The organism is Rhodococcus sp. IEGM 1341, assembly GCF_030056895.1.
Lineage (GTDB): Bacteria > Actinomycetota > Actinomycetes > Mycobacteriales > Mycobacteriaceae > Rhodococcoides.
On record NZ_JASHKV010000001.1, the window covers coordinates 100,266 to 112,087 of the forward strand.

The following is an 11,822-nucleotide window of genomic DNA, read 5'->3' on the forward strand; positions in this document are numbered from 1 at the left end:
GAAATGACCATGGACGTCAAAGACTCACCCGCTGCAGGCTCGTCGCCCTCGTTCACCCTCTCGTGGTGGACGAAAGGCGACACCAACGCATTCTTCGGACTCGGCTTCAACATCCTCGTCAACGTTCTCACTCTGACCACATTGAGCATCGCGGTGGTCGGTATTCCGGGAAGCGACGTCCTCGGGACGCTGCTGCCTGCTCTCGGCATCGCACTGATCCTGGGAAACTTGTACTACATGGTTCTCGCTCGTCGACTTGCCAAGCGCGAGAACCGAACCGATGTGACTGCGCTACCTTACGGTCCGAGCGTGCCGCACATGTTCATCGTCGTGTTCGTGGTCATGCTCCCGGTCTACCTGGCGACGGGCGACGCGGTTCAGGCGTGGGCGGCGGGACTCGCCTGGGCCTTCATGATCGGCATCATCGTCATGATCGGAGCGTTCGTCGGGCCCTACATTCGCAGGATCACCCCGCGCGCGGCGATGCTCGGTACGTTGGCCGGCATCTCCATCACGTTCATCGCGATGCGCCCGGCGGCGCAGATGTGGGAGGCCGCCTGGATCGGGTTGCCCGTTCTCGCAATCATTCTCATCGGCTTCTTCACAGACGTGAAGTTGCCCGGCAACATTCCAGTCGGTCTCGCGGCGCTTCTGGTGGGCACGGCGATCGGCTGGATCGGCGGATACATGTCCGTGCCGGACGTGACCGAGGCCGCGAGCAATATCGCGCTCGGCCTTCCGGATCTGCGCCTCGATCTCCTGCTCGACGGTCTCGGTAACCTGGCACCGCTGCTCGCCACCGCAATTCCGTTGGGGGTCTACAACTTCACCGAGGCGATGAGCAACGTCGAAAGCGCGTCCGCTGCCGGAGACAACTACAACCTGCGCAGTGTGCTGCTCGCGGACGGCTTCGGTGCGGTCGTCGGCTCGGCGTTCGGATCGCCGTTCCCGCCCGCGGTCTACATCGGCCATCCCGGCTGGAAGGACGCAGGTGGCCGGACCGGATACTCGGTCGCATCGGGCGTCGCGATCGGGTTGATGTGTTTTCTCGGGTTGTTCGGATTGCTGGCGACGTTGCTGCCGATTCCCGCGATCGTTCCGATTCTGCTGTACATCGGACTGCTGATCGGTGCCCAGGCATTCCAGTCGGTGCCGAAGCTTCACGCCATCGCGGTGGTGGTGGCGCTGCTTCCCAACCTCGCGGAGTGGGCGGTGGGTCTGATCGACAACGCACTCAGCGCGGCAGGTACATCGGCTACCGAAGTGGGCAGCGAGGCACTGGGTCAGGCGGGTGTCGTCTACGACGGGCTGAAGACGTTCGGATCGGGAGCGGTACTCGCCGGACTGATGTTGGGCACCATCGTCACGTTCGTTCTCGACAAACGGTTTCTCGCCGCCGCAGCAGCGGGTGGGGTGGCCGCGGCACTGTCGTGGGTCGGTCTGATCCATTCACACGAGGTGGGGTGGGCAGCCAACCCCCAAGTGGCCCTGGGTTATCTGTTCTTCGGGCTCGTGTGTTTGGCGTACTCGCGGCTGATTCCCGCCCCGAAGCAGACGAGCGAACCACAACCGGTCGGGGAGTAGAGCGTCCCGATGCGGGCCGCCTGGCCCGCATCGGGAACTGCTCTAGCGCGCGTTCACGAGCTCGAGCGCCACGAGATCGGAGAGATACTTCTCGATCAACTCGCGCCCGAGGTGCGGAATGTCCCCGACGGCCGAGGCGAACTCGTCGGCGGGCAGCATCGCCCCGGACAACGGGTGTTGCGGGTGTGCGTACGAGTCGATCAGGGGGAGCAGCGAGTGCGAACGCTGCTTCTCCGGCAACGCCTCGACTGCGGCACCGAACCGTTCGAACCACTCGTCGTAGTTCTCGACGATCTCGATGTCGCGACCTGCGTCACGGATCCAATCGACAAACCTGTCCAGCGAGATGTCGTCGTCGTGTGGGTTGAGGATGTCGAACGTTCGGTAGCCAGAGGTGTCCCCGCCCGCGATCGACGTGATGGCCGAAGCACTGAAATCGGCAGGCAGACCGTCGTAGTGGGCCAGCGGTCGCCCTTTCTCGTCGGTCGGTGCCCCGGCGTCGGTGGCGTAGAACGTGTGAGGAGCCAGACCGGTTGCGACGACCGAGAGGATCAGGCGCGTGAACACGTCCGGAACGTTGAGCTGACCGGTCCATCTGCTGTGCGCCAGGATCATGTCCGAGCGAAAGACCGACACCGGTAGGCCGAACTCGTCGAACGCGTTGCGCAACAGCACTTCACCGGCCCACTTGGAGTTTCCGTAGCCGTTGGCGTAGGAATCGTCCACAGCTCGCGACGGGCTGTCCACACGGATGTCGCCGTTCTCCCGAAAGTTCTCGACGCCCGCTGCGACGGCCACCGTCGACAGGTAGGTCACCGGCTTGACATGGTCGGTGAGCGCCAGCCGAATCACCTCGGCGGTGCCGACGACGTTGGGGCCGAAGAGGTGCTCGTACGGCAGCGCGTGATTGACCAGCGCTGCGGGATGGACGATGCGATCCACCCGTTGGGCCAGCGTCTCGAACACGTCCTGGTCCACGCCGAACCCAGGTGACCCGAGATCGCCTGCCACGACCTCGAGCGCAGCGTCGGCCAAGGTTCGATAGCGCTCCGACAGGTCTGCATCGCCGCTGTCGAAGGCCGCATCGAGTCGAGCTCGCGCATCGGAATCGGAGCGTCCGCGCACCAGGCAGATCACCTTTCCGCCGATCTCGGCCATGCGCTCCAACCATTCCAGGCAGAGGAAGCGACCGAGGTATCCGTTGGCCCCGGTCAACAGAACCGTGCTCGTCTGTTCCCGCGGGCCTGGAATGTGGTGCGCGGCGTCGAGGAGGGTGTCGTCCAGAAATGCCGACAGTTGCAGGTCGGACGCCTCGGCGACTGTTGCGCCGCGGCCGTGGATCGATTCGAAAGTGGCCGTGTCGGAATCGTTGTCGCGGGCAGACGTGATGTAATCGGCCAGCGCTGCCAGGTCCATGGCGGGCCCGGTGATCACACCGACCGGAACATCGACGTCGTAGATCTCACGGAGCAGCGTCGAGAACGTCAACGCCGACAACGAATCTCCGCCCAGGTCGCTGAAGTGGGCATCGGGGCGAACATCGGACCCGGCGCATCCGAGCAGGGCTTGGGCGGCATCGCCGACCGTGGTCAGGACAGGGGCATCGGCACCACTGCGCCTGAGCTCGCGCAGCCGGTCGTTCTGACCGGATTCGAGTTCTGCGTAGCGACGCTCGAGTTCGTCTCGGTAACGTTCGACGAGTTTGGGCCGCAGTTGTTTGCCCGCACCGGACAGCAGTCCGTTCTCCTGTGTGAACGGCTCGTGTTCGATGATGACCTCACGTGGAATCTCGTACGAGTTCAGCGCTTCCGTGCGTGCGATCCGTTGCAGCGATTCGATGACCGAACCCGCGGTGGTGTCCGGGTGGGCCGGAACGACGACCGCCAACAGATACGCCCGTTGGCCGTTGCCGTAGAGAAATATCTGATCGACCAGCTCACTGGTACCGAACAGGGATTCGAGGCGCGCCAGTGCGACGAACTCGCCCTGAGCCAGTTTCAGAACGTTCTTGCGTCGATCGACGTAGGCGAGTCGGTCGGGCTCGATCTCGGCGACGACGTCACCGGTGCGATAGAAGCCCTCGGAGTCGAAGACCTCGGCCGTGACGTCCGGGCGCTTGTAGTAACCGGGAATGATGGACGCGGTCTTGAGTAAGAGCTCACCGCGTGGATGCGGTGTGTCGGTGGAGAAGTAACCGAGTTCGGGCACATCGTCGAGCTTGTATTCGATCACCGGTGGACGTTGCACGACGCCGTCGTGCAACACCATCCCGGCTTCGGTGGAGCCGTAGTTGTCGCGGACCTCGATATCGAGCAGCTCCGTGACGAAGTCCTTGACCTCGGGAGCAATCGGTGCGGTGCCGACCATTGCGGCAAGGACACGACCGCCGAATTGCTCGATCCTGTTGCGCTCCAGAACCTCTCGACGCGTCCTGTCGGCATCGCCACCTGCAGAGCGTTCGACCTCTCGGTCGATCTCGGCGAGGACGTTGTGCCGAATCATCTCGCACACCCGCGGAATCAGCAGGGCCATCGTGGGCCGAGCGAGCGCGAAGTCCTCGAACAGGGTGGACAGGTCACTCGCCGCTGCGAAGTGGACGGTGCCGCCGGCCGCCAGCGTCGAGAAGACAAGACCACGCCCGGCCAGGTGACTCATCGGGAGATAGTCGACAGTGATGACAGGGAAAGCCGGCCGGTCCGCGGATTCGGAGGAAGCTCCGGTGTGGTGCCAGGCACCGGTCCAGGCTCCACACACGATTCGTTCGGTGTGCATCGCTCCCTTGGGAGTTCCGGTGCTGCCGGAGGTGTAGATCAGCGTCGCGAGTCGTTCGGGATCCTCGCCGTCGGGGAGCGGGATCTCCGGCAGTCGCGCGCCGTCGCGAACCAGCTCGGTGAGTGGCCGAATGACGACTCCCACCGGTTCGGCGTCGACCAGCGCGGATCTCATGGTCCGTGCATGCGCGTCGATCGCACCGTCGTAGTCGAGAACGACGATTCGACGAATGGACCGACAGTGCGTGGCAACCTGGACCGCGGCGGACAGGTTGTCGACATCGGCTGCCAGGACGACGGGTTCGACCTCGTCGGCGATGGTCGAGAGCTGGCCTGCGGTGGCACCGGCCTGCAGCGGAACGGCAATCGCGCCGAGTCGGATCGTGGCCAGTTCCGCAACGACGTACTCGGCACTCGCGAATCCCAGGGTTGCGAAGAAGTCTCCCGAAGAGATGCCGATCGCGTCGTGGGTCAGCGCCGAGGCCAGTGCGCCGGCGTCGCGCCATGCCTGGCCGTAAGTGATGGTGTCGAACCGGGGGAGAAGGTGAAACGTGTCGACGTCGTCGATCTTCACGATCTCTCGAGCTCGGCGGCCGAGGGCCGGCCGATCGGAGTAACGCGTCATGATCTCGGCGACCACTCGGGCCAGGTTGGGCGACAACTCCTGAGCGGCATCGGCCACGGCGCTGTCCGGTTCTGCGGCTCGAAACTCCCGGTCGGTCTCGTGCAGCTCCTGAAATCGGCTGCGTTGCCTGCTCTGTCGATCCTGTCGGCTGTCGACGTCCAGTGTGTGCGTCATGCTCGACTCCCTCCGACGAAGCCCGCCTACTGTTCGGGGGACCTCGCGATTGTCGCTCAATATCGTTATCAAAGGTAAGTATATGCCGTCGGGCCTCTCGCCAATCGTGACGCTCCTCATAGTCCGATAAGTCGTAAAAGTCTGGCTCGCTGCACTTTTGGGGCCCGGATCGGCAACGCTGATTTAGGGTGGCAGCTCCCGTGGGTACTCGGTGAAAGCGGGAGATCGAGACTTGTATGGTGAAACCACAGTCATGTGCGTCACAGTGCTAGTCACCGTCGCGCGCACGTGTCACCCCTCGCGATCGGAGAAGTGAATGTCGGACGTCCTCTCGCGACGCGACCTGGATTTTCTGCTGTACGAATGGCTGGACGTGGCGGCACTGACAGCTCGACCGCGCTTCGCGGAGCACTCGAAGGAGACCTTCGACGCGGTCCTCGACCTCAGTGCGGACATCGCCCGCAAACACTTCGCGCCGCACAACAAGAAAGCGGATGCGCAGGAGCCGACGATGAATGCGGACGGTTCGGTCGAGCTGATACCCGAAGTCAAGGAAGCGCTCGATGTCTATGCGTCCGCGGGTCTGATCGCCGGGCAGTTCGACGAGTCGATAGGCGGGATGCAACTGCCTGCGACCGTCTCTCGGGCAGCGATGGCGTTCTTCCAGGCCGCCAACGCCGGGACCTCCTCGTACCCTTTCCTCACCATGGCCAACGCCAACCTGATCGCGACGTACGGCACGCCGGATCAGGTGCAAGATTATGTCCGGCCCATGCTGGAAGGGCGCTGGTTCGGAACCATGTGTCTGTCGGAACCGCAGGCCGGATCGTCACTGGCGGACATCACGACGAAGGCAGTGCCGCAGGACGACGGTAGCTTCCGCATCACCGGTACCAAGATGTGGATTTCGGGTGGAGATCACGAACTCACCGAGAACATCGTCCACCTGGTGCTCGCCAAGACCCCGGGAGGACCGCCAGGAGTCAAGGGAATCTCCCTGTTCATCGTTCCCAAATTCCTCCCGAACGGCGACGGCGGTACGGGCGAGCGCAACGACATCGTGCTGACCGGCCTCAATCACAAGATGGGCAACCGCGGTACCACCAATACCCTGCTGGCGTTCGGCGACGGAACCCACTCTCCCGGTGGGCAATCCGGAGCTGTCGGCTACCTCGTCGCCGAGGAGAACCGCGGTTTGTCGTACATGTTCCACATGATGAACGAGGCCCGGATCGGCGTCGGATTCCTGGCCATCGCGCTCGGGTACGTCGGTTACCTGAAGTCGGTCGAGTACGCGAAGACGCGTACTCAGGGACGACCGCTCGGCGCGAAAGATCCGGCAGCACCCCCTGTCGCGCTGATCGAACACGCCGACGTTCGTCGAATGTTGTTGGCGCAGAAGTCGTACGTCGAAGGCGCGCTGGCCCTGGGACTCTATTGTTCGCGTCTGGTCGACCATCAGGATTCGGCATCCGAAGATGCCGAAGCAGCACGATCGACACTGTTGCTCGACGTACTGACCCCCATCGCCAAGAGCTGGCCGTCTCAGTGGTGCCTCGAAGCCAACAGCCTGGCCATTCAGGTGCACGGCGGCTACGGATACACCCGCGACTACGACGTCGAGCAGCACTACCGCGACAATCGCCTCAACCCGATTCATGAAGGCACACACGGCATTCAGGGATTGGATCTGCTCGGGCGCAAGGTGATCATGCAGGGCGGCGCGGGATTGGCTCTGCTGGCCGAACATGTCGCGGAGACGGTGGAGCGGGCCCACGCAGCAGGCGGTGACGCTGCTCGATACGCCGCCGAACTGCACGCGCGCTTCGACAGAATCGTCGAGGTCACCGCGGCAGTGTGGGGTACCGGCGACGCCGCCGTGGCGCTGGCGAACTCCACGGCCTACCTCGAAGCGATGGGGCACACTGTCATCGCCTGGATGTGGCTCGAGCAGTTGCTGGCGGTCGGCACGAAAACCGGAGACTTCTACGACGGAAAGCGTTCTGCAGCTAAATACTTCTACGTCTACGAACTGCCGAAGGTGGACGTGCAGCTCGATCTGTTGGCGAGACTGGACCGCACCACCCTCGATATGTCACCCGCTTGGTTCTGAGTCGAAAACAAGGAGATTCATCGAACATGTCGATCTTGGAAAAATTTCGCCTGGACGGACGCGTCGTCATCGTCACCGGTGCATCCTCCGGACTGGGCGTGGCATTCGCCAAGGCAGCCGCCGAGGCAGGAGCGGACGTGGTGCTCGCCGCACGACGAGTGGACAAGTTGGCGCAGACCGCAGAGTTGATCGACAGCGTCGGAGGGCGTTCGATCACGGTCGCCACCGACGTGGTGGACCCGGACCAGTGCACCGCGATGGTCGAGGCCGCGGTGAAGGAGTTCGGAAAAGTGGACATTCTGATCAACAACGCCGGGGTAGGCACGGCCTACCCCGCAACCCGTGAGACACCCGAGCAGTTCCGCTCGGTGATCGACATCAACTTGAACGGGTCGTACTGGGCAGCGCAGGCCTGCGGACGGGTGATGGCACCCGGCAGTTCGATCGTGAACATCTCCAGCATTCTGGGGCTGACCACCGCAGGCCTTCCGCAGGCGGCCTACAGCGCGAGCAAGGCAGCGATCATCGGCCTCACCCGCGATCTGGCGCAGCAGTGGGGCGCGCGAAAAGGCATCAGAGTCAACGCTATTGCGCCAGGTTTCTTCCAGAGCGAGATGACGGACTCGTACCAGCCGGGATACCTCGACTCGATGGCTCCGCGAATGATCCTCGGACGCAAAGGCGATCCCGAAGAACTGGCCGCAACTGCCATCTGGCTCGCCTCGGACGCCGGGGGATACGTGACGGGTCAGACCATCGCGGTGGACGGTGGAATCACGATCACCTGACGGCTATCGTTCGGCCGGCACGGCGATGCCCTCGCGGATCAGTCTGCGCGCAACCACCAACGCGTCGTCGGTGTCGAGTCCGGGCAGGGCATCGAGGCGGCACGGTGCGCCCTGGTTCAGCAGGTCGAGAGCGTCTGCGCACTGGGGCGGCATTGTCACGGTCTTGGTGCGCACGACCACGGACACTGCGTGGGCAGATCGCACGACACGGGCGAACACGCCGGACCGTAGTCGGATCGAATCCTCGCCCCGCAACGCTCCCATCGCAGCGACGCTTGCCAGTGGGCGCACCGGTTCCGGTCGGACAAGCTCGTCGTGACGATCAGCGACGCGTTCGGCCAATCGACGTATCGCGTCGGGGTCTCGGTCGATCTCGTCGAGCGCGGCGCGCATGGCGTCCACGACTCGGTGTACATGCGCAGCGATGGACTCCGGGTCGGAGTGGTCGAGGCCGGCGGGAAGGGGAGCGCGCAGACTCTCGACGTCGCCCAGCGACTTCAGCACGTGGTGGGCGAGGTCGTAGTCGTTGTACGACGCCACGCCGATGGTCAGGTGCACGGTTGTGTCACCGAGCGCTTGCGCCGAGTGGATCCACCCGCGCGGCAGGTAGAGCACATCGCCGGGCTCGAGGACAACGTCCAGTTCGGGAGTGTTCGATGCGTGGTCCTCGACGGCCGACCGTCGGTCCGACCATGGTTGATTGTTGAGCGGATGCACGTGCACCGGGGAGTGAATGCTCCACCGCTTGGTGCCCGCGATCTGCACGACGAACACATCGTGTACGTCGTAGTGCGGTGAAAATCCTTGCGATGCAGCCGGTGTCACATACGAGTTCACCTGCACGGGGTGGCCCAGCTCGCGAACGAGATCACCGACGAAATGAATCAGCGGCGGCCACAGTCGATGCAGGCCCTGAAGTACCAGCGTGTTTCCGGCCGCGAAGGCTGCCAGCACCGCTGCGGAGTCGACCTGGTCCGTTATCTCGGCACCGAACCCGCCGGACGACGTGAACTGCGACTTGTCCAGCAACCGACCGTCTTTGGCCATCCGCACGAAGGGAGTGCGTACTCCGCGTTCCGAGATCAGCTCGTCGACCGCGTCGAGTGTCATCAGATCGTCGAACGAGTCCGACAGCTCGGCGGATCGGGTCAGTTTGGGAGCTGTACCCCAGAACCGGTCCGCGAACGTCCTGAAGTCGGTACCGGTGAGACGACGAAGCGCGGACCGATTATCCGATCCGCGCTCGCCGCTCGACTCAGTGCTCAAGCGGTACCGTCCGCACCGCCGTCGTGTCCGTTGGGGTTCGATCCACCGTCGGCCGGGCCCTCGCCCGCTCCGGCGGGGCCGTCTGCTCCGCCGTCGTGACCGTCGGGGTTGGATCCACCGTCGGCGGGTCCTTCACCGGCTCCGGCGGGGCCGTCTGCTCCGCCGTCATGGCCACCGGGGTTCGATCCGCCGTCGGCGGGTCCTTCGCCTGCGGCTCCGCCCGTGGTGGTGATGTCGTCGTCGTTGATGCTCATCGAAGTCCTTCCGGTCGTGGAGGTTCGTGTACCCGCGCAGCGCGAGAACATCGGAGGTATTGACGCAAACTCTGTTTCTCAAACAGCGGTGGTGTGGCGAATCTCAGGCAGAGTCCTCGGCGATCTCGGGTGCGTTCTCCCGGGTCGCCATTCCGCCTCCGCCGCCGCCGTCCACCGGTCCTGGTCGGCCGCCCTTCGGCGTGTCCGATGCCTTCTCGGAGTCTGGCGGGTTCTCGCTGTCGGTGTTCTCGTCACGTCCCATGGTTCGACAGTAGACCGCCGCGCAGGCCGTGGGACGATGGAACGATGGATCGATCCCGAGCGCAGCACGTGGTGCTGCTGGACGACGAAGGCCGCGCCGTCGGCACGCACGACAAGACCACCGTCCACACACTGGACACGCCACTGCACCTGGCATTTTCCAGCTACGTGGTGAGATCGGACGGCGCAGTTCTTCTCACACGCAGAGCGTCGAGCAAGACGACGTGGCCAGGGGTGCTGACCAATACGTGCTGTGGCCACCCGGCACCCGGTGAGAAGCTCGACGACGCCGTACTGCGCCGAATCGGTGAAGAATTGGGCCTGCATGCGGAATCCGCCGAGTTGGTGCTGCCGCACTTCCGGTACCGGGCCGTCATGGACAACGGAATCGTGGAGAACGAGATCTGTCCGGTGTACCGCGTGAGAGTCGACGAGCACGCGACACTCGATCCCGACCCGGCCGAGGTGGAGGAGACTCGATGGGTGTCGTGGCGTGAGTTCTCCGCGGGGGTGCGGGGCGGCACCATCGACGTATCACCCTGGTGCAGAACGCAGGTGGAGCAGTTGACCGCTCTGGCCGACGAGCCACTCGGCTGGCCGGAATCGCCGGACGACATGCTTCCCCCCGCTGCCCGTCCTGCCGACACCCGCTGATCCTGCCCGGCCTCTAGGGTTCGTGCTGTGACCGTCGACAATTCCGACAGGCCGAACGAGGACCTGCTCGATCGTGCCTCCGTCGCGCGCGAACTCGCCCGCTTCTCCCACCGCACCGCCGAAACGGCCGGACTCCGCGCCGCTGCCGTTGCCGTTGCGGTCGGTGGACCGCCGGGGGACAGGCGCATGCTTCTGACGAGGAGGCCGGATCGGTTGCGCGCACATCCGGGCCAGTACGCGTTGCCCGGCGGAGGTGTGGACCCGGGGGAGTCCCGGGTGCAGGCCTGTCTGCGGGAATTGGCCGAGGAGTTGGGGATTCGCGCCGACGAGACCGACGTGCTCGGTAGGTTGGACGACTACGTCACCCGATCCGGGTACGTCATCACTCCGTTCGTAGTGTGGGTCGGCGACTACTCGTCCACGTTGCTGCCCAGCGAGGACGAGGTGGCCGAAGTGTTCGAGGTGACGGTCGACGAACTCGACGTCGACGCCCAATTCGTGTCGATACCCGAATCGACGCGTCCGGTTATCCGGTGGCCGTACCGAACGGGTGCCATCCATGCTCCGACCGGGGCGATCGTCCATCAGTTCCGTGAAGTGGCGCTGCATGGTCGACACACCCGAGTCGCGGACTTCGAGCAGCCGGTGTTCGCGTGGCGCTAACGTGGCCGCAAGCCCGAGCGGGCAGAGCGAGACAAGCGGCACGAGAAGGAGGTGATCGCCGATGACGAACGACCGTGAGCTCGAGGTATCGGATCGCATCGCGACCATTCCCAACCTTCTCAGCGCAATCCGGCTGTTGGGTGTTCCGCTGTTTCTCTACCTCATGCTCGGCCCCGAGGCCGACGGGTGGGCGCTGGTGCTCCTGCTGGTCAGCGGTGGAACCGATTGGCTCGACGGCAAACTCGCTCGCATGCTCGGTCAGGCATCGAAGCTGGGTGCAGTTCTCGATCCGTTGGTCGATCGGCTCTACGTGGTCAGCACCCTGGTGGCGTTCGTGCTGCGCGGCATCATTCCGTGGTGGGTTGCCGCGATACTCATCGGTCGCGATGCCGTACTCGGATTGACGATGTTCGTCTATCGCCGCAGATCCCTCCCGCCTCCGGACGTCATCTATCTCGGTAAGGCCGCGACCTTCGTGGTGATGATCGCGCTGCCGGTCCTCCTGGTCTCTGCCGGCAGCAATTCGGTGGCTGATGCCGCAGGACCGCTCGGATACGCGTTGCTGATCTGGGGCACCGCGTTGTACATCTGGACCGGTCTGCTGTACCTCGGCAAGGCGATCGCCGTCGCCAGGGCAGTCGAGCCGACTGTGGCCGGCACCTGACGGTG

General features: G+C 64.3%; 10 protein-coding genes. 6 read left to right on the plus strand and 4 right to left on the minus strand.

Annotated features, from left to right (window positions below):
* The first annotated feature begins 3 nt into the window (after window positions 1-3).
* Entirely contained in the window at window positions 4-1,584 is a 1,581-nt protein-coding gene (locus QM615_RS00410) for a regulator (protein ID WP_149405714.1), read from the plus strand.
* A gap of 42 nt (window positions 1,585-1,626) precedes the next feature.
* On the opposite strand, the gene car is transcribed toward QM615_RS00410, so the two are convergent.
* The gene (gene car / locus QM615_RS00415; protein ID WP_149405715.1) at window positions 1,627-5,154 is read right to left on the minus strand and encodes a carboxylic acid reductase; all 3,528 of its coding nucleotides are present in this window, start codon (window positions 5,152-5,154) and stop codon (window positions 1,627-1,629) included.
* A 316-nt stretch (window positions 5,155-5,470) separates the two neighbouring features.
* Between car and QM615_RS00420 the strand changes: the two genes are divergently transcribed.
* Both QM615_RS00420 and QM615_RS00425 read left to right on the plus strand, forming a co-directional pair.
* Window positions 5,471-7,267, plus strand: coding sequence for an acyl-CoA dehydrogenase (locus QM615_RS00420; protein WP_149405716.1), 1,797 nt, complete (start codon window positions 5,471-5,473; stop codon window positions 7,265-7,267).
* Between the two features lie 26 nt (window positions 7,268-7,293).
* Window positions 7,294-8,055, plus strand: coding sequence for an SDR family NAD(P)-dependent oxidoreductase (locus QM615_RS00425; RefSeq protein ID WP_149405717.1), 762 nt, complete (start codon window positions 7,294-7,296; stop codon window positions 8,053-8,055).
* Between the two features lie 3 nt (window positions 8,056-8,058).
* Here QM615_RS00425 and QM615_RS00430 read toward each other — a convergent pair whose 3' ends face one another.
* The 3 genes from QM615_RS00430 to QM615_RS00440 form a co-directional block, all read right to left on the minus strand.
* Window positions 8,059-9,321: a cupin domain-containing protein gene (locus tag QM615_RS00430; RefSeq protein WP_149405718.1), complete on the minus strand. Its 1,263-nt coding sequence runs from the start codon at window positions 9,319-9,321 to the stop codon at window positions 8,059-8,061.
* Window positions 9,318-9,575, minus strand: a complete 258-nt coding sequence (locus QM615_RS00435; protein ID WP_032398144.1) for a hypothetical protein — start codon at window positions 9,573-9,575, stop codon at window positions 9,318-9,320. Before QM615_RS00435 ends, QM615_RS00430 begins: the two co-directional genes overlap by 4 nt.
* 103 nt (window positions 9,576-9,678) lie before the next feature.
* Complete coding sequence (locus QM615_RS00440; RefSeq protein ID WP_188078611.1) at window positions 9,679-9,837, minus strand: hypothetical protein; 159 nt, start codon at window positions 9,835-9,837, stop codon at window positions 9,679-9,681.
* A gap of 44 nt (window positions 9,838-9,881) precedes the next feature.
* Here QM615_RS00440 and idi point away from each other — a divergent pair, with 44 nt between their 5' ends.
* The 3 genes from idi to QM615_RS00455 all read left to right on the plus strand — a co-directional run bounded on the left by idi (window position 9,882) and on the right by QM615_RS00455 (window position 11,817).
* Complete coding sequence (gene idi, locus QM615_RS00445) at window positions 9,882-10,490, plus strand: isopentenyl-diphosphate Delta-isomerase (protein WP_149405719.1); 609 nt, start codon at window positions 9,882-9,884, stop codon at window positions 10,488-10,490.
* 27 nt (window positions 10,491-10,517) lie between these two features.
* Window positions 10,518-11,153: an NUDIX hydrolase gene (locus tag QM615_RS00450; RefSeq protein ID WP_188078612.1), complete on the plus strand. Its 636-nt coding sequence runs from the start codon at window positions 10,518-10,520 to the stop codon at window positions 11,151-11,153.
* A 61-nt stretch (window positions 11,154-11,214) separates the two neighbouring features.
* Window positions 11,215-11,817, plus strand: a complete 603-nt coding sequence (locus tag QM615_RS00455; protein WP_149405720.1) for a CDP-alcohol phosphatidyltransferase family protein — start codon at window positions 11,215-11,217, stop codon at window positions 11,815-11,817.
* The last annotated feature ends 5 nt before the right edge of the window (window positions 11,818-11,822 follow it).

Excerpts from the sequence above, each read along its gene's own strand:
- QM615_RS00410 (WP_149405714.1), top strand. The coding sequence starts at position 4 with ATGACCATGGACGTCAAAGACTCACCCGCTGCAGGCTCGTCGCCCTCG.
- car (WP_149405715.1), bottom strand. The coding sequence starts at position 5,154 with ATGACGCACACACTGGACGTCGACAGCCGACAGGATCGACAGAGCAGG.
- QM615_RS00420 (WP_149405716.1), top strand. The coding sequence starts at position 5,471 with ATGTCGGACGTCCTCTCGCGACGCGACCTGGATTTTCTGCTGTACGAA.
- QM615_RS00425 (WP_149405717.1), top strand. The coding sequence starts at position 7,294 with ATGTCGATCTTGGAAAAATTTCGCCTGGACGGACGCGTCGTCATCGTC.
- QM615_RS00435 (WP_032398144.1), bottom strand. The coding sequence starts at position 9,575 with ATGAGCATCAACGACGACGACATCACCACCACGGGCGGAGCCGCAGGC.
- QM615_RS00440 (WP_188078611.1), bottom strand. The coding sequence starts at position 9,837 with ATGGGACGTGACGAGAACACCGACAGCGAGAACCCGCCAGACTCCGAG.
- idi (WP_149405719.1), top strand. The coding sequence starts at position 9,882 with ATGGATCGATCCCGAGCGCAGCACGTGGTGCTGCTGGACGACGAAGGC.
- QM615_RS00455 (WP_149405720.1), top strand. The coding sequence starts at position 11,215 with ATGACGAACGACCGTGAGCTCGAGGTATCGGATCGCATCGCGACCATT.